General features: G+C 57.2%; 20 protein-coding genes. 9 read left to right on the forward strand and 11 right to left on the reverse strand.

Annotation, left to right across the window (positions count from 1 at the left end; translation table 11 throughout):
* The first annotated feature begins 21 nt into the window (after positions 1–21).
* Together FHX05_RS21705 and FHX05_RS21710 are read left to right on the forward strand one after the other, a co-directional pair.
* Positions 22–873 carry an AraC family transcriptional regulator gene (locus FHX05_RS21705; RefSeq protein WP_112603620.1) on the forward strand — a complete coding sequence of 284 codons (852 nt, stop codon included), beginning with the start codon at positions 22–24 and terminating at the stop codon, positions 871–873.
* Between the two features lie 505 nt (positions 874–1,378).
* Positions 1,379–1,993 (forward strand): hypothetical protein, encoded by a 615-nt coding sequence (locus tag FHX05_RS21710; protein ID WP_183874418.1) that lies wholly within the window; start codon positions 1,379–1,381, stop codon positions 1,991–1,993.
* A 771-nt stretch (positions 1,994–2,764) separates the two neighbouring features.
* On the opposite strand, the gene FHX05_RS21715 is transcribed toward FHX05_RS21710, so the two are convergent.
* The 9 genes from FHX05_RS21715 to FHX05_RS21755 all read right to left on the reverse strand — a co-directional run bounded on the left by FHX05_RS21715 (position 2,765) and on the right by FHX05_RS21755 (position 13,237).
* Positions 2,765–4,030, reverse strand: a complete 1,266-nt coding sequence (locus FHX05_RS21715) for an ATP-binding protein (protein WP_183874420.1) — start codon at positions 4,028–4,030, stop codon at positions 2,765–2,767.
* The gene (locus tag FHX05_RS21720; protein WP_112604024.1) at positions 4,027–4,758 is read right to left on the reverse strand and encodes a response regulator transcription factor; all 732 of its coding nucleotides are present in this window, start codon (positions 4,756–4,758) and stop codon (positions 4,027–4,029) included. Before FHX05_RS21720 ends, FHX05_RS21715 begins: the two co-directional genes overlap by 4 nt.
* Before the next feature lie 224 nt (positions 4,759–4,982).
* Positions 4,983–6,032 carry a hypothetical protein gene (locus FHX05_RS21725; protein WP_183874422.1) on the reverse strand — a complete coding sequence of 350 codons (1,050 nt, stop codon included), beginning with the start codon at positions 6,030–6,032 and terminating at the stop codon, positions 4,983–4,985.
* Positions 6,033–6,050: 18 nt separating this feature from the next.
* Positions 6,051–7,376, reverse strand: coding sequence for a glycosyltransferase family 1 protein (locus FHX05_RS21730; protein WP_183874424.1), 1,326 nt, complete (start codon positions 7,374–7,376; stop codon positions 6,051–6,053).
* 43 nt (positions 7,377–7,419) lie between these two features.
* A complete protein-coding gene (locus FHX05_RS21735) occupies positions 7,420–8,283 on the reverse strand; it encodes an FkbM family methyltransferase (RefSeq protein ID WP_246699033.1) in 864 nt (287 codons plus the stop codon).
* A gap of 123 nt (positions 8,284–8,406) precedes the next feature.
* The gene (locus FHX05_RS21740; protein ID WP_112411375.1) at positions 8,407–9,579 is read right to left on the reverse strand and encodes a polysaccharide biosynthesis/export family protein; all 1,173 of its coding nucleotides are present in this window, start codon (positions 9,577–9,579) and stop codon (positions 8,407–8,409) included.
* 57 nt (positions 9,580–9,636) lie between these two features.
* On the reverse strand, positions 9,637–10,650 hold the full coding sequence (locus FHX05_RS21745; RefSeq protein WP_183874427.1) for an AraC family transcriptional regulator: 1,014 nt from the start codon (positions 10,648–10,650) through the stop codon (positions 9,637–9,639).
* A 650-nt stretch (positions 10,651–11,300) separates the two neighbouring features.
* Positions 11,301–12,035: an ATP-binding cassette domain-containing protein gene (locus FHX05_RS21750; protein WP_210294944.1), complete on the reverse strand. Its 735-nt coding sequence runs from the start codon at positions 12,033–12,035 to the stop codon at positions 11,301–11,303.
* On the reverse strand, positions 12,032–13,237 hold the full coding sequence (locus FHX05_RS21755) for a capsule biosynthesis protein (RefSeq protein WP_183874429.1): 1,206 nt from the start codon (positions 13,235–13,237) through the stop codon (positions 12,032–12,034). The genes FHX05_RS21750 and FHX05_RS21755 overlap by 4 nt, the downstream gene beginning before the upstream one ends.
* A 354-nt stretch (positions 13,238–13,591) precedes the next feature.
* Here FHX05_RS21755 and FHX05_RS21760 point away from each other — a divergent pair, with 354 nt between their 5' ends.
* The 5 genes from FHX05_RS21760 to FHX05_RS21780 all read left to right on the forward strand — a co-directional run bounded on the left by FHX05_RS21760 (position 13,592) and on the right by FHX05_RS21780 (position 19,650).
* Positions 13,592–13,852 (forward strand): hypothetical protein, encoded by a 261-nt coding sequence (locus tag FHX05_RS21760; RefSeq protein ID WP_112414982.1) that lies wholly within the window; start codon positions 13,592–13,594, stop codon positions 13,850–13,852.
* A gap of 21 nt (positions 13,853–13,873) precedes the next feature.
* Entirely contained in the window at positions 13,874–15,994 is a 2,121-nt protein-coding gene (locus FHX05_RS21765; RefSeq protein WP_183874431.1) for a capsular polysaccharide biosynthesis protein, read from the forward strand.
* On the forward strand, positions 15,991–17,358 hold the full coding sequence (locus tag FHX05_RS21770) for a glycosyltransferase family 1 protein (protein WP_183874433.1): 1,368 nt from the start codon (positions 15,991–15,993) through the stop codon (positions 17,356–17,358). The genes FHX05_RS21765 and FHX05_RS21770 overlap by 4 nt, the downstream gene beginning before the upstream one ends.
* Positions 17,359–17,419: 61 nt before the next feature.
* On the forward strand, positions 17,420–18,508 hold the full coding sequence (locus FHX05_RS21775; protein WP_183874435.1) for an FkbM family methyltransferase: 1,089 nt from the start codon (positions 17,420–17,422) through the stop codon (positions 18,506–18,508).
* Between the two features lie 47 nt (positions 18,509–18,555).
* Positions 18,556–19,650 carry a DUF6270 domain-containing protein gene (locus FHX05_RS21780; protein ID WP_183874437.1) on the forward strand — a complete coding sequence of 365 codons (1,095 nt, stop codon included), beginning with the start codon at positions 18,556–18,558 and terminating at the stop codon, positions 19,648–19,650.
* Positions 19,651–19,666: 16 nt separating this feature from the next.
* Here FHX05_RS21780 and FHX05_RS21785 read toward each other — a convergent pair whose 3' ends face one another.
* On the reverse strand, positions 19,667–20,476 hold the full coding sequence (locus tag FHX05_RS21785) for an ABC transporter permease (protein WP_183874439.1): 810 nt from the start codon (positions 20,474–20,476) through the stop codon (positions 19,667–19,669).
* Between the two features lie 164 nt (positions 20,477–20,640).
* Between FHX05_RS21785 and FHX05_RS21790 the strand changes: the two genes are divergently transcribed.
* Positions 20,641–21,852 (forward strand): capsule biosynthesis protein, encoded by a 1,212-nt coding sequence (locus FHX05_RS21790; RefSeq protein WP_246699034.1) that lies wholly within the window; start codon positions 20,641–20,643, stop codon positions 21,850–21,852.
* A 142-nt stretch (positions 21,853–21,994) separates the two neighbouring features.
* The gene (locus tag FHX05_RS21795) at positions 21,995–23,095 is read left to right on the forward strand and encodes a DUF4214 domain-containing protein (protein WP_183874443.1); all 1,101 of its coding nucleotides are present in this window, start codon (positions 21,995–21,997) and stop codon (positions 23,093–23,095) included.
* 143 nt (positions 23,096–23,238) lie between these two features.
* Here the strand turns inward: FHX05_RS21795 and FHX05_RS21800 are convergent, their stop codons facing one another.
* Positions 23,239–23,571: a hypothetical protein gene (locus FHX05_RS21800; RefSeq protein ID WP_183874503.1), complete on the reverse strand. Its 333-nt coding sequence runs from the start codon at positions 23,569–23,571 to the stop codon at positions 23,239–23,241.
* Positions 23,572–23,886 lie beyond the last annotated feature (315 nt).

The following is a 23,886-nucleotide window of genomic DNA, read 5'->3' on the forward strand; positions in this document are numbered from 1 at the left end:
GCCGGGATGGGGAGGTTCGGCATGTCAGAAATTACGACCGCCTTGCTGCTGAAGACGAAAACCGTCCTCATCCGCGATATCGTCTGCAATGGCGAATGCCGACATAAGAGCGATGAAGAGTGCGCCCACAAGACAAGCCTCGTCTATCCCTATCGTGGCGTTTTCAAGCGCCACGTCGACCAGAGTGATACCGTTGCGGAAGCAAACCAGGTATTATTCTTCAATAAGGGACAGGGATATCGGATCAGTCATCCCGTTGATGGTGGCGATTCATGTCTCGATTTCAGTATAGATGAGAGCGTCCTTCACGAGCTCGCGCCGAAAGAGCAGGTTCAGTCTGGCGAAAGCGTCATCTTTCGTCGACAGCGTCGACGCATAGATCCACGTGCGCAGGCACTCGTGGCGATGCTTCGCCATGGGCTCAGCCGCAATATAGCCGAGAGCCTGGAGGGCGAAACGCTGGCATTGACCCTGGTACGCCGCTCTCTCGGCGAACGTACGTCGCATGCGGCCGGCGCAAGTTCCGGCCGGCAGAAGCTTGTCGACCGGGCAAAGCTCGTTCTGTCCTCCGATCTTGCCCGCCGCTGGACGCTTGCAGAGATCGCAAAAGAAGTCGGCGTCTCGCCCGTCTATCTGACGCAAGTCTTCCAACAGGTAGAAGCCATTCCGCTTTATCGCTATCAGCTGCGCCTGCGGCTGGCACGCGCGCTCGATCTCCTCGGCGCCTATGACGACCTGACCATGCTCGGGCTCGATCTCGGCTTTTCCAGCCACAGCCATTTCAGTGCTGCGTTTAAACAGACTTACGGGCAGACACCGGCCGAATTTCAGCGTTCGGCGCAGCTGAAGCCGAAGCGCTACGCGGTTCGCTAAAGATTCCGACAGCGCCGACATGATGATCGATGCCCTTATGATCCTACCCCGGCAAGGGGATCGATCAGGAAAGGATCACGATATGAAGAAAACAACATGTGCTGCCTGTGATTGTGAACTCGGCGCAGATACGATCAGGGTCAACCTTGGCGGCAAATCGGTCGAGGTATGCTGCGAGGAATGTGCGGCTGCCTTAAAAGAGGCAGATCAAGCGACGTCGGCAACTTCCGGAGCCAAGGAATAAGACACCAGGGGAGAGCTTCTAATCAAAAGGAGGCCCTCCCCATCCGCAAGCTGCAAATGGCTGCGCCTGTTCGTCATGACATCGGGACGTGAAATTAGGGCGAGAATAGAGGAAATTGTAATAAAGTATTGCTGTTGACCCATCAGCAAAATTCATTCGCAACATTCCTTTCGCGGGAAAAACTCAGAAATATAGCGACGTATTGCATTCATACGAGCGCTCTAGCTTTCGCAGCAGTTGTTCATAGCGAAGGCATTGATCATGAGGAAACGACTTATCGCTGCTGCATTGGTTGCAACGGCAATTGGCGGTACTGCCGCTTCGGCTTATGCCGCAGGTCCGGACATCGCATGCGACCAGCAAAAGCCTGTGGACGTCCAGATCGCTCAGCCGGATCCAGCTGGCCCGCCACCGGACGGCCGGGATTTCTGGGGCGGTCATCCCGAAGGGCCAATGATCGGCTTCGGCGGCGGCATGCCAATGCCGCCCGGCTTCCCGCATGGGCCGAATCCCGCCGTGATGATTGCCGGTAAGTTATCAGCGCTCGAAACGCTCATCGGCGTCCGCGGCAACCAGCTCGACGCATGGAGGGATTATACCGGTGCTCTGATCGATCTTCTCACCCCTCCGAAGCATGAGCCGCCCGAGCAGCGGGCTGCGGATGGGGCTGCGGCTCCCCCGACGGCCGGTGGCGGCGACGGCCAAGTTCTGCTTTTCGGAGAGCGCCTAGCCGATCACATGCTGGATTGCGCTACCAAGGCCAAGGCTCTGAAGGACAAGGCTGCTGCCCTGCGCAACGTGCTGAATGCCGATCAGCTCGCCAAGCTGGAAGATGCTGAACGATCACTCGTCGCAGGTCCGCATCCATTCCATTGATCGATGAGGAGATGGGGCGAAAAGCCCCCCTCGCCTTGCTACGGCGGACTATGTCCTCTCCGCTTCCATCCAATTGAGATCCCCCCGGACGCCTCAGCTGGCTGGAAGGAGCGGCCCGACAATGGGCCGAACGGTCCGGGAACGCCCCGCCCGGCGCTCCCGGACCAATGGCATGTGAGCACTGTGGTCGTTCTTCGAGGGAAGAAACGATGGCTTCGATAGATCCCCATCAACGGGCCGGAATGTGCCTCCACGCTCAATAAGGCTGGGATCGCCCGCTTCCTGAGAACAGGATGCCGAACACTATGGCATCTCAATGTTCCCGCATCTGCGGGTCCACAACGCGCGTTGCTGGACTTCGCAGCGACATTATCAAGAAACTGATATTTTCGAGAAAAATTGATGACCGTGGCCGAGAGCGAATCCGGCTTCGCCATTCGTGTTGGGGGCGTAATGGCGAAGCCGGGTAGGCGGGGCGACCAAAGCTTGCTCGAGTCAAGCTGCTGATCGGCTGCAATTTTACATCAGTTGCCGGCCAGAGCATTTCGGAAGATTGCTGAAATGAGGCATTTCTACGAAATTTAATGTCTTGGCTTTTCCACTGCAGCGAATTATTTGATAAGTTCTGCAATCTTATTTTCAATATTGCTTCAAGTAAAGTTCCCGGGTGTTTTACCCAAGTAAAACCCTGTGATGGCGCGAATGTACCGCCAGCTGCTCGCGGCTTCGCAATAGATGGCGCTGCAACAATGAATCGGCTCGAGCCGCGCGCTAGCTGACGACCTTGGCCTCGGCGTTTTTGAACGATACGACCTGCTCCAAGCCGCGTGGCTGGCGGTTGCGTACCTTGATCTCGCCTCCGAACCGGTTGATGATTTCGCGCGCAATAGCCATCCCGAGACCGGCCCCCGGAAAAGACCTTTGTCTTGCGATATCGATCCTGAAGAAGGGTTCGAACACCTGGTTCAGCCGGTCCTCCGGAATGCCGGGGCCGGTATCGACAATGCGCAGAACGGCTCTATCGCCAAGATGCGTCACCGTCACCATGGCCGACTGGCCGTGGGTCGCGGCATTGATGAGCAAGTTTCGCAGGGCTCTTGTGATGGCGAGCGGGCCGGCGCAGATCGTTGCCTGCTCCAGTTCGCCGCTCGCGATATTCATATCGATCGCCTTCAGCTCGGTAACGATATCGTCGACGATCCGGTCAAGCCTGACCTGCTCCAGGCTGTCCCTGGAGATCTCTTCCCGGACCAGCCCGATTGCGCTGTCGGCGATCCTGTCGAGCTCCGCGAGATCGGCAAGCCATTTGCGACGCTCTTCGTCGTCCCGGATGAATTCCGCCCGCAGGCGCATGCGGGTCATTGGCGTCCGCAGATCGTGTCCGGCGGCAGCAACAAGGCGCATGCGACTTTCCGTTGCCGCCTTCACCCGGGCCGACAGGCTGTTGAGCGCCTGGGCCGTCGCGCGAATTTCACCTGGCCCGCTTTCCGCTATATGAGGCAGGGTGCCATCGGGATTGACCGCCGCAATGGCCTCCTCCAGCAGACGTAGCGGCTTCATGATTTTCGATGCGGCAAAGATGGAAACCAGCACGCTGCCGACTATGATGAGACCGAGCCAGCCTACCAGGATCTTCCATCCGCCCGGCGGGGGTCCATGCTCCGGCAGCGGCATGATCAGCCAATTACCGTCGGAGAGCTTCAGGGACGCAATCATCTCGCCTGTCGATTGGCGCACTATGATGGCTTCGCGCATGCCCGCTATTCGAAGCAGCGCCTCCATCAGAAAGCGCGACAGCTCTTCGTCGCGCTGGCCTTCAGCCGGCTTGTGAGCAACGACCAACCCCGCCGATGCCGCTGTGGTTCTGTCCTTCTCGGCAAAGGTAGCGAGAATGGAAAGCTGCCGCGCCATCCGTTCGACGGTCATATCCGGACGTGGCCCGCGCATGACAAGGCTTGCCACGAAGGACGAGGAAATGACAACCAGCACAATTGCCGTCATTAAAAGCAGCGCCAGCCGCGCACCAAGCGACCTCATGAATCGCCTTTAATGGCCATCACCGGGACAACCAGTTGATAACCACCGTTGCGGATCGTTCTGAAGATCGGATCTTCGGCTGTCTCGCCGAGCTTGCGGCGCAGTCGGCTCATCAGGACATCGATGGAACGGTCGGCGGGGTCGCGATCACGCCCTTGCGTGAGATCAAGCAATTGATCGCGCGACAGGAGCCGGCCTGCACGCTCCAGAAACGCCTTGAGAAGATCGAATTCGGCGCCAGTCAGCGAAATCGCCTCACCGCTGTCTCTACTAACCCTGCGAAGCTGCGGATCGAGCATCATGTTCGCAAATCGATAGCGCCTCTGTTCGGGCTCCGAGGACGAATCCTCATTCGTCCGACGCAGGACGGCGCGGATGCGCGCTGCCAATTCGCGTGGATTGAAAGGCTTGCCGAGGTAGTCGTCAGCACCGATCTCCAGGCCAAGAATGCGATCGATGTCCTCTTTCAAGGCGGTCAGCAGAATGACGGGCACGCGGGGGCGCCGGTTTCGCAGATCGCGGCAAAGATCGAGACCCGACCCATCCGGCAGCATAACGTCAAGAACGAGAAGATCGGGGTTCCGCCGGTTGAGCGCGTCGTTGCACCCGCGAAGATCGCTCGCCGTCGATACGCGAAAGCCCTGTTCCTCGAGATATCGGCTCAGGAGCGAGCGTATTTCATGATCGTCATCGACTATCAGAATATCCGGTGCGGCGCTCGCGTTCATAGGCTTCATTCCGTTTTCTCAATCCTTATACAAACTATGACTTCCCAGAAAAGAAGGACTTTGCGGCACCAATACGGAAATTTCCGCCGCGAAACATTGGTTTACAAAATTCCGGCGTCGGAAACGCTGAGCAACAAAATAACGGGTGAAAAAGTGAATCCATTGGCCCGCGGGCGGCGCAGCAGCCCTGCCCGCGCGCAGCTCTCCAGGACGAGAGCCGATTGTCAGGCCGCTCGCAGCCACTCGACGCTCCAGGCGGAAAGACGCCCCTCGATGGCGCCGCTATCCATCATCAATCGGATTTCGATCGGCGCACGCGGATCGACAACATCGATCGGCACTGCCGCTTCGAATGAGCCGATGCCTTGCGGGCACACACGCAGGCGACCGAGCAATTCGGCAGCATGTACCTCTACGGTGAAGATCTGCCCCTGGCAGTCTTCGTCGACATCGAAAATGAATTTCGCATTCCAGCGCCCCGTCGGCAGGTGAAGATAGGGGCCATAAATGAGGCAGCGGGCGCCACCGGTGAGATCGACAAGATCGTCCAGAGCCTGCCCCAAACTATCGCCTGATAAGAACGCTTCTTGCGGCCAGAAGACGGTGCTCGGGGCTTTACGGCGGTCGAATTCGAGGGGACGGAGAACCTTCTTTGCCGTCTCGCGCAGTCCCTCGCTGACCTCCGGAACCGCCTCCTGCGGTGTCAGATAGCCCGCAATGACAGCCGCGGCGGCTTCCTCCAGTTTCGGTGCTTTATGCGGTGGTTGTCCGGCAGGCGCCATGCCGACATGCAGCAGCGCGTTGGCTATCTGCTCCAGTTTAAGATCGGTGCTGAAATGCCGGTCTATGGTCTTCAGCAACAGGTCTATGCTGCCCTTTTGATCGACATCGTCGCGACGCAAGACCAGCGCCCCGGAAGCGCCCGCAAGCGGCTCGAGGCAGGCAAGGCTCGCCGAAACGGCCCTAACCAAACCGATATCTCGCTGCCCGGTCGCACGAGCGAGGTAGGAAACAGCGTCGAGGGGATCTTCGAGAAATAACAGAAACGGCACGTTGACCCTGATGATCAGTTCCGATAGCCGTGCTTCGGGAAACTGCGAGACGAGAACGGCATGCGCGCCCGATCGCGCGAGGACGTGCTGCTTGAGATCCTCCACAGTATCGGTGGCAATGACCGCATAATCGCCGAAGGCTTCGCGGGCCAGGGCGTGAACCGCTGCAACGCCCCAGGAAGACATGACCCCCGGCATTCCGAATGCAAAGAGGATGGTCACGACGCACTCCTCGTTTGATTATCCGTTGAAGAGGCTGTCATAAAGCGAGCCAACCTTCTGTTGATATCGATCCGGCGAAAAACGCGCTGCCTGCCTGGGCCCGGATTTGGCAAATGAGGCGCACAACCCGTCGTCCTGATCCAGGCTGACGATCGCCTTGCGCATCTCTTCCGTATCATAGGGATCGACCAGCAGCGCCGCATTCCCGGCTATCTCGGGAATTGATCCCTCCGTGGAACTCAGAACAGGCGTTCCAAGCTGCATGGATTCAAGTACGGGCAGCCCGAAGCCTTCATAAAGCGAAGGAAATAGCACCGCACGCGCTCCCCTGATCAGGCTGATCAGCAAGGGATAGGACACGAAGTCGAAACGCTGGATCTGTCGTTGAGGCAGGATGCGGTCCTCCGCGCGAAGATAGAAGCGGAAGCGGTCGTCATCGATCAGCTGCTGCGTCTCGGCACCCTTCCAGCCGGGGGCACCGACAATGATAAGCGGCTTGTCCGTTTTTGCGGCAAGATAGGCTTCGATCAGCCGAGAGATGTTCTTTTTCGGCTCGAAGGCACCGAAGAAAAGGAAATAGCCCTTCCAATCGAGATGGAAGATGCCGGCGACCTCGTCCGCCACAACGTCGTCCGGCTTCTCACGAAGCCGCTCCGGCACCTGAACGGCCTGGTAGGTATTGCTGACCCGCGCCTCGTCGACGCCGAGAACCTTGATGATATCGGCCCGCGACGTTTCCGATACCGTCACGATGTGATCCGCTCGCCGGACCAGAGAGCGCAGCATCTTGTAGTGATAGCGCTTGTTGTCCTCAGTCAGATAAGGCAGCCGCAAGGGAACCAAATCGTGGATCGTGTAGACATTCAATGCCCGTTTTGCCGCGATCGGCATCGGATAGGTGCAATGAAGAAGATCGGGCTGCGTCTCGAACTTCATGGTCAGATTGTTGCCGTAACGCTTGAAATGATAGCGCGCGAGCTGGAACAAATCGTTGGCGGCATAAATGGTGTCGGCCGCACCAAGTTGCGATTGAAGCGATTTCACAATGACGTTGCCGCTCAAAGGGATCGGAACCGGAGTGATGCCGAACGGGGCGGCGATGCGGCGCCGCAGCCAGCGCTTTGCGACCGAAATCGTTCCGGGGACTTGAGCACTGGCGTCATCGAAGAGGAGCACTTCCCGCAAAACTGGGTCCGTCGGAACGTTTCCGGGAATTCCATGGACCACGCCCGTCCGATAGCCGAGGGACTGTGCCATCGCCATCAAGCCACGGGTATAGGTCGCAACCCCGGTGCCCTTCTTGAGGGAAAGATTGAGACCGTCGTAAAGGATCGTCTGGCTCATTCCTATCTCTCCCTCAGCATTTGGGAACTCTCACCACTCTCGATCAAGCCGGCTTGTCGCGCGAAAGAACGAGCAGCGAATCGTCGGCCCCGTATTTCGAAAGCAGGTCTTCGCTGGTGATGGGAACTGCCTCGCCGCTGAAATCGAGACGCCGCATTGCTCCGTAGATGCCGGCAAGCCGTTCGAGAAAACCGGATGCGTCGGCATATCGGGCAGGATTGAATTCGACCACGAGCATCGGCTTATGGCGGGCAATGGTTTCGGCCATTCCTTCGAGTATCACCTCCTCCGCCCCCTCCGCGTCGATCTTGATGAAATCGACGCGCGAGCAGGCGGCGCTCATCCCGTCGAGGGTTGTCACGGGGACCTTGATGACAACGCCGTCCTGTGGGGGAGGTTGAAACATTTCCGAAACGATCTGCGCATTCTTCGGCTCGCTATGGGGAACATATAAAGAGGCGTCTCCTGATATCGTTGCACCGAGCGCCGATGTTTCGATCCTCGTCCGTCCGAGCAGCCCGTTGAGCTCGACGCTGCGACGCAGGAAATCGGCGGCATGGGGATTGGGCTCGACGGCGATCAATTCGCCCCTTGTGCCGACGAGTTCGGCAAGCAGAAGGGAGTAATAGCCAAAATTCGCACCGACATCGATCGCGGTCATGCCGCGCTTGACGTTGCGCGCGCAGAACAGCGTCAGCCAGATTTCCCAAAAGCCGTCCAGAAGAACATGGGATCCGAAGCCTCTGTCTCGGGTGTCCACGTAGAGCTTGTAGCGACCGAGTACGCGCACCAAAGCCGTGTGGTTTCCAAGGTAGGCGCTGTTCACGCGCTGCAAGATGGCCGTTTCGGCCTGATGCCGATCGAACGCCATCAATTCATGAAGATGTAGCAGTGCCGAAGAACTCATCGTACCTCTCTCGTTCCAGCATGCCCGTAATGCATTCCGCAAGCCGGGCAGCATCAGGAAACTCCCTCGATCGCAGCGAGACCATCCGCCTCCGGCCGTTCCAGGGCACTTGCTCCGTCGTCTTCAGTTTGCTGCCGATGCGGAGATGCCGACCGATGCCGCCGACAGAGCCGTCCCGGTAACCCCCTGGAAGAGGCCCATGAACTTCTGAATATCGACCGACGAGGCATTGGAGATATAAATTATATCTCGCGGCTGAACCTCGAAGTTCTGCATCGCAAGCAGCGTCGAGCCGTTCTTCAGGTTGAACCGGTAGACGATCGGGACAGGTCCACCACGGCGCAGCAACGGATTGCTCGGCGCAACGATGCGGCGGGCAACCTCAATCGGCTCGTAGCGGAAAAGGAAGACGCCAGAAGCATCGGCGCGGCTATCCTGCAGGCCTCCTGCACGTGCAACGGCGTTTGCCATGGTCAAATGCTGAACGCTGAAGGGGACTTCGCCACTCTGACCTGATGCGCCAAGAATCGTGTAGGTAACCGGCTCGCGCACCACCGTAACGACGTCTTCGGGCCGCAATCTCACGTTTTCGCGCGGATTTTGAACAATCGCGGTAAAAGGCAGATGCATGGTTCGTCCGCCGCGCGTCAGGTAGACGACGCTGTCGTTGACGCCGGCGCGCAATCCTCCCGCCGCGGCAATAGCATCGAGCACCCGGCTGCCGGCGGGCGAAAGCGCGACGCGTGCACCGCCGGCCACCTCGCCCGTAACCGTGACGGTGTTCGATGAGCTTTGCTGGACGGTCACCAATGCCTGTGGCTGCACCGCCTTGCCCGTTAGGCCGGAAACCACCGCCTTTTCCACCGAAGCTGGCGTGCGGCCGGCAGCCGTGATCCGGCCCACATAGGGAATACTGATCGTGCCATCGCTGTTGATGGTTTGCGGCGGGATCGTCACCGAACTTCCGGTCGCCTGTTGCTGACCCGAAGCGCTCGAGGCCATCCCGAACAAACTTCCGGGTGGTGCTTCCCAGAGGCTGACCGAGACAACGTCCCCCACCGCGATCCTTAAGCCAGGATCACGTGCGCCCTGGCCGAAATAGGCGGCAAAGCTGGCTTCAGGTCGCGCAACGCTCTTGACCATCGCCGTCGATGCCACATCGACCACCGCGAATGGCGGCATGGCGCGCGCAGCTGCCTCCTCCAATATGCGGGAGGCCTTGGGGCCGGCCTCCGGTAATCCACAGCCCGTAAGAACGCAGGCAAGAACGCACAATAATCCGAACTTCAACGGCATCGATGATCCTGATTGGCATGGAGGCAGTTTTGACGAGGCAACATCGTGCCAAGCAGGCTAGGCCGTTCCGGCATTGTCGCTACGCTCCCGGGAAAAACGAAGGATCGACGATGGGCTGGAGCCGTAGGCGTGTTTGTAGAGCACGGAGAATCGCCCGGGATTGGAGAATTGCAGGCTCATGGCAAGATCGGTGATGCTTTCGGCCTGACCACCCTTGATAGCGCCATGCGCCGCGGCCAACCGGTAATTGCAAAGGATTCCCATCGGCGTATCGCCGCGATAGGTCTTGAACATGCGTTGCAGCGCGCGCGGGCTGCAGCTCGCGGCGTGCGCGAGATCCTCCAGCATGACGGCATTATGCAGATTGTCGCGCATGAACGCCTCTGCCCTCAGGAGCTGTCGCGGCGCGTTATCCAAGGTGCCGCGATTGAAGGCATCGGACAGATTGTGCGGCAGCTTGGCAAACAGCTTCACCAGCAGGAGCTCGCCGTAGGCCTTGGCGAGCATCATTCGCTCCGTCTGGCGCGCAGTCGTCAGATCCTTTTCGGCCTGGCGCAATGTCTGATAGAGCCCCTGTGCACCACCTTGGCGGAAGCTTACCGGTGCCAGCGCAAATTCCTGCACGTAGGGCTTGCCGGTCAACTCTTCAAAGTGCTGCCGAATAACCGCTTCCGGGATCTGAAACAGCAGCCAGGAGCTGCGTGGCTTGATTTCGATGCGCTTGCCGGCACGATCACTGATGCTCGCGACATAGTTGGCGGGAATCCGGAGGGATTTCTGCATTCGCCGATGATTGATCTCTATTTCTCCGGCGAGAACGAAGACGATGCTGACGCGCGGCAAATCCTGTTTGGCGATACCTTCTAGGCCCGCCGAATGCTCGGCGCTTATGATCGATGCTGACTGAAGGGGTTGCTTGCTGAATTTGAAGGAATAGTCGCCAGAAGTTTCTGAGGGAACAGACCATTTCCAGTTTGGCTCAAGCATGTCGAGATTACGAATGATTGCATCACGGGAATACACCTCGAAAGTACCCACGCATTGCTCGACAACTCTTTCCAACATCGCCATCCGCTATTCCTACTCAAAATCTCAAGTTGTATATTAGCAATTGCTAACACGTGATTTCTATCTAGGCTACACTTTTTCCAGCGTTCGTTATGACGACTCCATCATCCCGTTCCCGCGGCTACGAAGTTGCGGGGTCGTTTAGCGTAAGTTGCATTACCTGTATTTAAATTAGCACGACGAATTTTAGCGCAACAGTACAGATAGTGACAATGTTATACAGAATCCTACCAGTTCACAGCTCGACTGAACGTTGAATTCCCAAAGCGACGAGATCGGACAAAATACAGCCCTACCGGACAATATAACCGGAGCCCTACGGGCTTGGGTTGCAGAGGTAGCCAGCTGTTTCTGCGAATAGACTTATCGTAAGACAGTTAACTCGGCCCGGTCCTTTAGGTTGCAGGGGGCGATGGAACTTGATGGTGCCGTGGCCGATGGTCGATTGCTTCACCACGGTATTTTCAATTATCCTAATTTATCTAGAGGTTTAGATGTGCAAGCCTCTGACGACACGCGAAGCTCTCGCCTCTCCTTTGGCGGAGCGCGCAAAGGTAGCGAAATGTCGCCGGCTGCCGTCCGTTATTGTGTCAATTTGCAATGGTCGCGTGCACTATTGTTGCCGATCAACACAACCAAGACGTCGATCCGGCCTACAATGTGGAGTAGATACGAAACGCGGCCTCAATATCGTTGAACACGCGACCCCGGCCGTTCTTCAACACAAGCGCCGACGTGCATAAATCACCGATCACGTTGAGATTATGTCCCACAATGATCATCGAGCGATCCTTGCGCTTAACGAAAAGCTCCTCGAAGCTACGCGTTTGGAAGCGTTTGTCCCCGACGGCCAGCACCTCATCGATGAGATAGCAATCAAAATCGATGGCAAGCGACATTCCAAACGCCAGCCGGGCCCGCATGCCCGAGGAATAGGTTCTGAGAGGCATGCGCAGATAGCGGCCAAGTTCGCTGAAATCCTCTACCAGATCACGAATTTCGTTGAATGGCTTATCATAGATGCGTGAGAGGAAGCGCATGCAGTCGAATCCGGTCATCGAACCACCGAAGCCACCGCTCAGGGCGATTGGCCACGACATCGACATGTTGCGCACGACCTTACCCGAGGTCGGCTCCTCTATCCCCGCAATCATGCGCACCAGGGTCGATTTGCCGGCGCCATTGTGCCCAAGCACGGCGATCTTCTCGCCTCGGCCGATCTTGAATGACACGCCGTCAACTACGCGGCGCATCCGGCCATTTACTTCATACTCTTTGACGAGATCGAATACCCCGACGATGCCATCTTCATGCCAGGGAATTTCTGCCTTCGACCCCGGCCCCTCTGACGGCGCGATTCGCGCAAGACTGGAAGGAAGAATGGTCATTGCTGGGCCGCATGCTCGTAGACCTGGATCACGAGAAAGCGCACGATCCAGAAGGTTGCAAAGCAAACCGCAACCAGAAGCAGAAACGAAGTCAGCCGTTTAGGGTACAATGCATGGTCGGGCAAATTCGGGTCGGCGATTCGTTCGAGATACAGTTGCTGGCGTTGCGCATCGATCCTGGCGTTTTCCAGGGAGGTGGTCGCCGATGTCAGCATCTTCGCAGCCATTTCCCGCTCCAGCAGCAATTGTTCATATTGTGCGATGCGCGGCGCCATTGATCCGTCGCTGCCGACGATCCTTGTCCGTTCATCGCTGATCTGCCGTTCCATCGCCGCCACCCGCGCCCTCAGCGCCTCACCCTGCGGGCTTTGCGGCGCTTGCTCCTCAAGCGCTGAAAGCCGTGCCTTGTTGTCGGCGAGACCGTCCGAGAGCCTGGCGATCATATCCAGAGCGGCCGCTGATTGCTTGTTCGGGTCGACGAGCGCCTCGCGATTGCGAAAATCGGTCAGACTTGTCTGCATCTTGGACAGTCTCGTTTGGCTGTCATTTACCTCGATCTGAGCATAGCGAATGGCATCCTCACGGGCGCGATCGTTGAGCCTGTTGATGAGCTCTTCTGCATGCTGCACCAGGGCATTGGCCAGGCGATAAGCATCGTCGGCGCGAAATGCACGCACATCCAGCGTGGTCACGCCGCTGCCGCTGTCGGTGTGCACATTGATGAAACGAAGATAATGCTGATACAGCTCCTCATTATTGGCTTCAGCCCAGGGTAGCGGATAGCGGCTGAGGAAGTCGCCTTCCGGGCGGGAAAGAATCGCTTTCAGATCGTCCCTGCTCGCCAGCGCGTCGACGGCTGCGCGCGACTTGATGAACTCGGTGACGATGTAGCTATCGTCCTGCGCGCGAACGAACCCGGTGCTCTGAAGGAACCCGCTGAGCAGGCCGGCAGCATTTCTATTAGGGCTGCGCACGACAAATTGCGTTTCCGAGGCATATTGATCGGCGCAGATGAAACCATAATAGATCGCCCCGAACACGCCGGGGACGACGACGATCAGCAATAGCAGCAGCTGCGATCGAACCCACCGCACAACGGAATAGGGCCAGGAAACCGGTTGGCCTATGATGACGCCGGACGAACGAGCATCCACCAGTGTAATGAAGTCGGTAAATTCCTTATTATTCTCGATGCGGCTCATCTGGGACCATCAAATCTCTCTCGGAATTGCCAAGACCATTCCACTGGCTGCCTCTCCGAAATTCCATCGGCTCTCGTGAATCTCGCGGCTTGCGCCGTTCAGCATCGCCTTCTGCGACAATGCGCGGGGACGATTTAGGCGGAAATTTACTCGCAAGAGATTCCCATATATCCTTCAAAAGTCAAATATAATTCCGACGTTTGAAAATTTTTACATGGGAATGCAAGAATAATTTCCCTTCTGTCGCAATTAATACTTTGACGACGCGATCCGTATGGCGAGGCGAGATTGCGACGGCAATAACTGCCATTCGATTAGCTGTTTTTCCCTCATTGCTGGTTCAAGGAATTCGGAATGGGAAAGCTCGGAGGCACCTTGAGGCAAGTCGGCAGTAACGTTGCGACGCATGGTCATGAAGACCTGCTGTTCGGCCGGCTTCAGCGAAGCCTCCTGAAATTTCTCGCCCGCCGCCGGCGCAAATCAGCAAGCGGAATATTTGCGGATGTCATCCGGCTGCAACTGCTTTTCGTGCCCCCGAAAGCGGTTCCGCTCATGCAGCTGGCCGTGGTCGGATATCGCAGGCCCCGCCGCTCCGGCACGGGTGATTGCTCCTAGCGGCATCTCGGGGGGATTTATATGTACAGGGATTCGACGGTCTTTCCCGAAGGAGCGCAATCTTCGGTCGTAAAACCAAATGAGCAGCCGTCCTGGTTACCGCCAATCAACGCGCGGCTGCTTGCTTTCCTTCCGACGCGTCAGCGCTTTCCCCTTATCGGTCCCGCCTTTTCCGCGTCCCTCAGGCCGATCGAATTGACGATGGGTGCGGCAGATGGCGTCGTCAGCTGGGGAAACGGTCCGCTTTCCCGCCTGGCGCGCCTCTATGCGCAGGTGCTGCGCCTGCCTTTCTGGACGGTGGAAGGTGGCTTCCTGCAATCGACCGGCCCGGACGCTGCTTCACCAATCTCCGTTATCGCCGACGACCTCGGCATTCATTTTTCCGCACGCCAACCTTCACGGCTCGAGGCACTGCTTCAAGACGCGTCCTCCGATGCGGATGTTCGGCGAGCGCGGGACCTGCGGCGCTGGATCAACCGCGAGAGACTTTCCCAAGATGGCCACGTCCCCGAAGGAACGTTTCGTCTTCGCCGAAGCCGTCGCAGGCGCATCCTGCTCGTCGACGAAGTGGTCGGAAATAGCGCCGTCGAAAGCGCCGGCGCCAATGCAGAGACCTTCGCGAGAATGTGGACGGCGGCTCTGGCGGAGGCAAATGCCGACATCATCGTAAAATGCCATCCCGACGTCGTCGCTGGCCGCGCACGAGGTTTTCTTCAGCCTCTTGCGCGAACCGAGGATGTGCAATTCGTGGACAAGGCGATTTCAACGCACTCCCTTCTGGATATGGTGGATGAGGTCTGGACGGTATCAAGCCAGCTCGGCCTCGAAGCTCTCCTGCGGGAAATACCCGTCGTTACCTTCGGCATGCCCGCCTATGCCGGCTGGGGACTGACTGCAGACCGTGCCGAGGGCACGGTAGCGGCTACGGCACGCTCCCGTCGTGGGCGCAATGTTAACATAGACGAGTTTGCCGCAGCTTCATTTTTTCAATATTCGCGCTATGTTGATCCCGTCTCACGCAGTCCGATCACGGCCGAGCAGGCGGTGGAACGGCTCCTTGAATGGCGCGCTCGCGCTCGCTCGCTCACGGGCCGTTACCTTTGCGTCAATTTCTCGCTTCATAAACGCGCGGTCATGCGCCGATATCTGAGCAGTCCCCGGTCGCAAGTTCATTTCGCCAACAATCCGAGCGCTTCGGAAATCCAAAGTGCCGACACGATCGTTCTTTGGGGCAATGCTCCCGCTCCCGAGGAAGGAGTTCTATGGAAGCATGGCAAGAGATTGCCGGTCATGCGGGTTGAAGACGGGTTTATCCGCTCTTCCGGCCTTGGCAGCTCGCTCGTGCCGCCATCCTCGCTCTGCTTCGATGAGGAAGGCATCTATTTTGATGCCTCCGCGCCGAGCCAGCTCGAAACAATCCTGAACAGGACGAATTTCGATGATGCACTTCTCGAGCGGGCGCAACGCTTGCGGCAAGCCATCGTTTCCATGGGCATCACCAAATACAATCTGCCGCCGCAGCCTGCACCGGATTATCGTGCAGTGGCCGAAGGCCGCACCATCGTTTTGGTGGCCGGCCAAGTTCCGAACGACGCCTCATTGCGCTTCGGCATGGCAAGCCATTCCTCCGATATCGAACTGCTGAGGGCCGTCCGACGCGCCAGGCCCAAGGCGTTCATTGTCTATAAGCAGCATCCGGATCTTCTAGCGAAGGCGACCGGCCGTCACCCAACTCCATCCCCGCCAGCGGAGGCCGCCGATCTGGTGATCGGCAATGTCGATCTGGGCAATCTTCTGAGTGTGGTCGACGAAGTTCATGTCGCAACCTCGCAGATCGGATTCGAGGCGCTGCTGCGCGAAAGACCGGTATGGTGCCATGGCCTCCCCTTTTACGCGGGCTGGGGTCTTACGCATGATGCGGTCGTCTCCTTGCGGCGAAAGCGGGTGCTAACGCTTGATGCACTGGTTGCAGGCACGCTCATCCTCTATCCCCGATACTGGTCGAATATCACCAATCTTCCATGCGAGGCGGAAGACGTCGTCGCCGAACTCTATCGCTCCCGCCAGGGCATTGCTCCAAATCCATCGCGACGGCGCTGGCTGGCGCAGGCTATCCATATGCTTGAGGCCAGAAAATTATGACCAAGCCCGTCGTCATGGATATTTCTCGATTGATGGAACGGGCGCATTGCCCGACGCCCACCGGTATCGATCGCTACGAGCTTCATTACGCCAACTGGCTGAACGAACGCCGCAAACGGACTGCCTTGACAGATTTCGATGTGTTTTCGCAGCCGTCCTGGTTTGTCGAGACCGGTCGCAACAGCGCCGTTGCCATTCCGTCCGAACGGGCGGACAGGCTGGTCTCCATCCTCAATAGTCGCTGGTCGGCGACAGATATATCGCCAACGCAGGCCGCTCTTCTCGAACGGATTTTCGCCGCTATCGACGGCAAGATCAGGTGGCAGGCCGCAGCGGAAGTAAGGGCAGGCGAAGCCCATACGCAAAAGCTGCGCAAGATCGCGCATGCTGTCGCCAGCCATTTCACGCATGGCCTGCTGCTGCCGCCCAGGGCTTCCTTTGTCCACGTGTCGCACAGCCGGCTGGATCGAACATCCGCCTTCTCCTGGCTTGGAGAAACCGGTCGCAACGGCGTCTTTTACGTCCACGACCTTATCCCGCTATCGCATCCGGAATTCGTCCGACCGGAGGAGCCTGAGCGGCATCGCCGCAGGATGGAGACGGTGCTGAAACATGCATCGCTGGTGCTTTGCAATTCGCAGGTAACCGCACGTGCCCTGCGCACGTTTGCTCAGCAGAGCGACAGGACACCCCCCTCGATCGCAGTCTTGCCTCCAGGCATCGAGCGTTGCTTCCTCTCTCCGCCAAACGACATGCCGCGCCCCCGGATGCCTTACTTCGTGACGCTCGGAACGATCGAACCGCGCAAGAACCACATGCTATTGCTGCATCTGTGGCAATATCTGGCCGAACGTGATGGGGCGATGGCCCCGCGGCTCGTAATTGTCGGCAAGAGAGGATGGGAAAACAGTCACATCTTAGCAATGCTGGAACGATGCCCTGCCCTGCCCGGGCTCGTCATCGAGGTGCCGGGGCTAGAGGATGCGGCTTTGGCGCGGTTGGTCGCCGGCGCAGCTGGTCTTTTGGCCCCGTCCTTTACCGAGGGTTACGGCATGCCCGTCGCCGAGGCGATCGCGCTCGGCACACCGGTCATCGCCTCCAACATCAGTGCGCATCGTGAAGCCGCCGCCGGACAGCCCGCCATCTTCCTCGACCCGCTTGATGGGCTGAGTTGGAGAGCCGCGCTCGACATGATCGCCGCCTCGCCACAACGCCGAATGAAACCCGGCCTATCGAGCGGGTGGGACACGCATTTCGATGATTTGGAGACGCTGATCGAAGCCGATTTTTCGGCGCGACACCACGCTGCCCAACGGGCTCCGCGGCGCATCGAGAGAATATCGACCTCGCCGGTTTTGCAGTGAGAGGCAGTGGTGCAGGCGCAACAAATAACAAAGTTCGTCAGCAGGACGTAGGAGCAGCGACGTGACAAGCTTTTACGACATCGAGAATTGCTACAAATTCATTCTCGGCCGTCCCATCAACGACGATGAGCGAAATGTCATTGGCCACCATCTCCTGCAAATCACCGACCTTCCGCTGGACGACCACCGCAGACGTTTTCTGACTTCCAACGAATTTCACCAACGTCATAGCGAATTGCTGTTTCACAATTTCGTGCCGAAGTCGATCGTCGTGCTTTTTGAAACCGCATACAATTTCAAACTGTATCTGGACCTTCGCCAATATCATATTTCTTTTGGCATCATGAACGGTGAGTATGAGAAGTTCGACATCGAGCTCGTGAAAGCCATCGTGCCCGATAACGGGCAATTCATCGATGTCGGCGGCAATGTGGGGTACTATTCCCTCTCTGTCGCAGCCCATCATTCCCCATTTGGAGGAACGGTTCTCGCCTTCGAGCCTTTGCCGAGGCTCTGCGAGCTGTTCAACCGATCGATCGTGGAGAACGGATTTGGAGACCGAGTCAGCGTTCACCAGCTCGCCCTTGCCGATGCTCCGGGAGAATTACCGCTTAATGACGCGGGCGAAACGGTCAACGCGGGAGCCACGAGACTGATTACTACTCGCGCCGAAGCCAAGGTCGATCGCATGACCAAAGTTGAAACACTGGATCGTGTTATCGGCAATCTGCGGCCCGATGTCATGAAAGTGGACATACAGGGAGCGGAAGGCTTGTTCCTGAAGGGGGCGCAAAGAACCATCGCCAGATGTAAGCCTTCTCTAGTGATGGAGATCAATCATGATATGCTCTCCATTGTCTCCAAAACCGCTCCTGGCGCGATCTACCGCCACCTCGCAGATTTCGGTTACCACATCTGGACAAGTGCCGAGCATCGGCTGACGCGAATGGCGACATCCGAAGAATTCAACTCGAACTTCTCGGCCGGCACCGTGGCGAACATATTTGCAGTTCATGAAGATCGTGCCGAGGAGGTCAACCGGCGGCTTCAGCACCTGGAGTTGCCGCCGATTCCAGCCAGGCGAAAAAGTCAACGCCGGAAGGAGGCCTCCGCTCTAGCTGCCGCACTTGATTTGCGGCTTCCGACTTGAGCGGGGATCGAGAATGAAGATCTTGTTGAGCAAAAAGGGGCAATTATATGGGTGGTATCGCCTATTATGGCTCATGCCCTAGCGAGGAGTTTGTCCGATACGTATTTGCGGACGGCAGGATCGTCTTCTTCTGCTACGGCATCAACGTCGCCAGCTTCATGAACGACAGGCAGGCATCCATCACCGCCCTCGAGGGGTGGCCTGAACCGATCCAAAAGAAGCTGCAGTTCGAAGCCGACAAAGGCTTCTGTGATCGGTTGAGGTCGTCAGCGCCGATGACGCTGGTGATCGATTTCAGCCGCGCCACGCGCACCTCGCTCCTGGACTACGAGGGCACGTTACTCACCGCCCCGTACGAACTTTTGGAAGCCGGGCCCGATTTGCAGCGCGAAGCCTTCAACATCTTCAAGATCATTCCATTCGGTAGCCGCGACTTCTGGACGCTGGTGGTCGAGGCGGCGCAAAGATTCTGCGAGTTCCTGAATGCGAACCTGCCGGATACAAAGGTGATATTGCTCGATATGCCCCCCACAGCTGACTATCGAGGCGCGCTTATCGACCGCAATACCTATATGGCCGACTTTTGCCGCTGGCAGATACGGTATCCGATTTCTCGCATGCTTATCGACTTTTGCCGGGAGCGTATTGAAAACAGCAGGATACTTGCACCGCCGTCGGACCTCTATTCCGACGACACCGCACTCTACGGACCCGCACCGATGCACTATTCCGTGGAGGTCTGGAGGGAGATAGCTGTTCGCTTTCATGCGAATGCCGGCTTCGAAGGATTGCCGCGTGCGAGCGATACGGTTTCCACACTCACGAATTATTCCGGCCTTATGGACGCCTTCACCAAGACGGCGTTGACCAACCCGAACCTTCATCGGTTCAGCCTCGATATTCTCCTTGGTGCGCTGCCCTATCTCTTCGCAAAAATCAGCAGCCCCGGCCATAGCCACTTTGGCGACCCCATCGATTCTTATGATGTCGTCGCAGCCTTTCGCTGGATTCTCGGTCGCGAGCCCGAATCCGTCGAAACCTTTCTCAGCCACTATGCGCTGCCCAGCCGATGGGAGTTGCGCGAAACGCTGCTACGCTCCTTGGAATTCCAGAACCAGGTGACGAACTATGCCAAACGTTAGCGAGACCGCCGCAGCGTCATTCGAACTTGATGTGATGGCGTGCGACGTTGATCAGGAAGAGCCCGACGGCCGTCGTAAACAGACAGCACTTCGCAAGGTAATCAATATCATAGAAGGTTTGCACGGAATCGCCGAAGACACCGGCGCGAAACAGCTCGAAGCAATGAACGAGAGGGACATAAAGCGCCAGCTTCTGGGCGCCACTGGGAAGCCAAGCGACCATGAAGAACATGCCACAAATCGGCAAGGTGAGATATTGAAATGGCGGTACCAGCTTCTCAACAAACTCGAACCGTTCCGAACCGGCAGCAAAGATGAGCGCCACCGCGAAAGAGAGCCAGGCCATGAACAGCCAGCCCGCCAGCAGCAGACCGAGATTCTGATAGGGTGGGATGATGCCTGCCAAACGCGCAACCGTATAGACGATGATGAGAGCGGCGGTCGTGCCGGCAGTCTCCAGAAGCGCACGGGCGATTATGGCGTCAGCCAGGCGGATTTGGCGATGGTACATCAAGGGCATATTCTGGCGCAGACAAGAAACTGCGTGACCGGTTATGTGGCGCCAGAGCGTCAGCGGCATGTAGCCGCTCAAAACGAAAGCCGCGACCGCCAATCCGTGCGCCTCGTGATTGAGCAGCGTCCACATGATCATGACACCCGTGGTCAGGATCATCGGTTCCAGCGCAAGCCACAGGAAGCCGATGTTTTCCCGCCCGTAGCGTATGAGCATTTCGCGCATGATCAGCGCACCAAGGACGCGGCCCTGAATCTTCAATCCGGTGATGAACTGCGAACCCCCGCTCGCGTTTGCCGATACCTGATGCACCCGAAGCCCTCCTGGTCGCTATCCCATCTCCATCAGACGGTCGGTCAACGATACCGGCCAGAGGCAACCGCTCAATCTTCATTGCGCCGGGCTTGGACAATTAGCGTCCGTGGCGTCCGCTCGCAGATCTGCAACGACAGACGATCACCAGAAAGGGCATGATCATGGCTCTGATTAACTCCGAGACTCAAAACAAGAAAGTCGATGCAGAGCAGCGGCCGCAGCCTTTCCGCCGCATGATTGCCACTTCGGTTGCCGGACCTGCAAAAGCCCGAAAGCGTCGCAAGCGTTTCGGTCGTCTAAGCGTTTATCTGTTAGCGGTTATTGCCCCTACCCTGGCAGTCAGCGCCTATTACGCATTCATCGCCGCTCCAATCTATGTGTCCGAATCCTCCTTCGTCGTCCGCATGGCCGCCCCGCCATCCTCCAATGTTTTCGGCTCCCTGCTGCAGAACAGCGGGATAACGCGCTCGCAGGACGATACTTTTTCCGTGCAGGAATATATCCGCTCCCGTCAGGCGCTGAAGGAACTTGCCGAAAAGCTTCCCGTACGCGCTATTTTCGGCAGTCCGCAGGCGGATTGGCTGACGCGCTTTCCGCGCTTCTGGGAAAACAACAGCGAGGAACAGCTCTTTAATTATTATTCGGACCGGGTATCCGTCATTCACAACGACACCACAGGCATCACCGTCCTGCGGACGACAGCTTTTCACGCGCAGGATGCCGCGGACTTGAACACCTCATTGCTGGCACTCGGCGGCGATCTTCTCGACCGGCTCAACAACCGCGCCCGCGGCGATGCGGTTCGCTTTGCCGATGGCGAGGTGCAGCAGGCGCAGCAGAGGGTCATCGATGCGCAGAAAAGCATAACCACATTTAGGAACAAGGAGCTGATGATCGACCCGAATGCCAGCTCCATGTCGATGATCGATCTCATCAGCAATCTGACGTCGGCTCTCGCCAACACGCGAGCACGCCTTGCAGAAACACGCAAGACTGCGCCGGACAGTAACTCCATCCCGTTCTTGACGAGTCAGGCTGCTGCACTGGAGCAGCAAATCGAGAGTGAACGAGCCAAAATGGTCGGATCGGATAAATCCGTCGCGCCTCGAATTGCGGATTACGAAAGTCTCGTGTTGATGCGGGAGTTTTCCAACAAGGCGCTCGTTGCCGCCCTCGATGCGCTCGAAGCGGCCCGAGCCGATGCCCGCCGCCAACAGCTCTACCTTGAGGTCGTCGTTCCACCGCAGATGCCCGACGAGGCAGAGATGCCTTATGCGGTGAAGAACATTACGGTCGTTTTCCTGTCCTTGAGCCTTTGCTATCTGCTGGGCTGGCTCATGGTGACCGCCATCAGGGATCATGAAAGCGGCTGACTTTGCCGGAGCTATGATCGAACCCGATATGCCGACCTCGATATTAGTGCCTTTGAGAGGGTTGTCTAATCGCAGTTAGGCGTGCCGCATCGCTTTTGCAACCCATGCATTTATTGAAGTTCACTATCACATAGAAACGGAAATGGAGCACATTGTGATCGAAGAGCAATCGAAAACAAGCAATGCAAAGGACGCCATCATCGCGGCATATAGAGGCCTTCTAGGAAGAGATCCTGACAAGAACGGCCTGATTTCATATCTCGATTTGCTGGAGAAGAACTCAATTTCATATGAAGATCTTATACGGCAAATCAGTGGTTCTGATGAATTTAAGACCATACATGGATACATTCACACATATGGTTCCTCCAGAAGAGAGGCAATGGATGTATTTCGGCAATTCAGAAAGTATGAGGGCCCGGGCCGAGCGGGCTTTGTGACCAACTTCCTCGGTTGCGTTTCCAACGTGAATCATGTCGGTCTTGCAAGTCATTCGGGACTGGTTGAATCATTTCCGTTTCCCGGTAATTTTCATGGGGCCGCCTTGGAATGGATCGCGGTATTGCGTTCAGTTCTCGACGCTCGGGAGCGATTCAGCATGATTGAGCTAGGCGCCGGATGGGCACCTTGGTCGGCAATCGGCTATGCGGCCGCCAAACAGAAAGGTTTAAGCGCTCACGTGATCCCGATCGAAGGGGATCGCGGTCATATCGATTACATTCACCATTCTTTTCGTGAAAACTCCATCCCCGATAGCGATGCCGACGTTATCCATGGGGTCATCGGCGTTGAGGACGGGATAGCCAGGTTCCCTCGGGCAGCGCAGGCCGGGCATGTTTACGGCGGTGCCGCTGGTTTTTCTGGCGAGGGTAATGATGGCGATGCATTCGGGACATTCCTGAGACATCATAGTGGCCTTATCGCAGAAATTGAAGAGGTCACATGTTATAGTCTCGCAACGATCCTGAACGGCAAAGGAACCATCGATCTCATCCATTGCGATATTCAAGGTGCCGAAGGCGACCTCTTTGAACACCATATCGATGTGGTGACGAAGCAGGTAAAGCGCGTATTCATTGGCACGCATTCCGCTGACTTGGATCGGCGCCTCATCAGCTTGTTTCCCAAGCATGGATGGGTTTGCGAAGGCATCGTTGCCGCAAAGACGAGGGACGATCCGCACGGAGATCCGATGCTTGTTGCAGATGGTGATCAGGTATGGCGCAATCCGGCGTTTTTCTGATCCAAGTCTTACAGCAATTCCAGAAAGTGTATGGCGGTTTTCCGTCCGGAATTGCGTATAGATGTCCATACTCACAGTCAGCTACTTTGCCGCACACTTCTCACGGCGGCCTTCCGCGTACGCGTACGCTCTAACTGCAGAAATTATTTTTTCACGAAAACAAAGATGCTGGTAACATTGTCGATATGGTCAGGCTCTTCATGCAACTCGAATAACCGGCAGCCAGTTCTATCGGCCAGCTCCAAGATGGAATTTTGCGGCGTAGAGTGCATCTCCATATCGAGTTTGAAACCACCCTTGAGATAGTCTGCTACTTTGAAGCTGTAGCCATCTTCATGTGTCCTAACGTGTACGATCGCGACTCCCTGAGGCGGCAATCCGGAAAACGCCTTCTCTAGGATAGACAGTGTAACCGGCGGCGGATTATGTTGCAGCACCAGCCGGGAATACCAAAGATCGAAGCCGCGTCCTGGCATGACATTCTCAGATGTGACTTGGATAAACTCGACATTATTGGCACCCGAAGATGCAATATGCTTTTCGCCAACTCAATATGAGGGGCTGAGATGTCCAGCGCGATAACATGCTTGAAGGCCGTAGCCAGCGCAGCCGTCGCGCGCCCGACACCACAACCAAATTCAAGGATAGTTTTGAAGTCATTTGGCGATCGGTTCATTCTACGGAGCAGGTCGCGAACTAGAGCGCGTCCATTGAACGCGGAATCGGATTGAGGATTCCGTTGTCCGTTGATTTCTGATTCCATTGTCCGACTGGTGATTTGGTCGGAGGCA

It is taken from the genome of Rhizobium sp. BK491 (assembly GCF_014194925.1).
GTDB lineage: Bacteria > Pseudomonadota > Alphaproteobacteria > Rhizobiales > Rhizobiaceae > Rhizobium.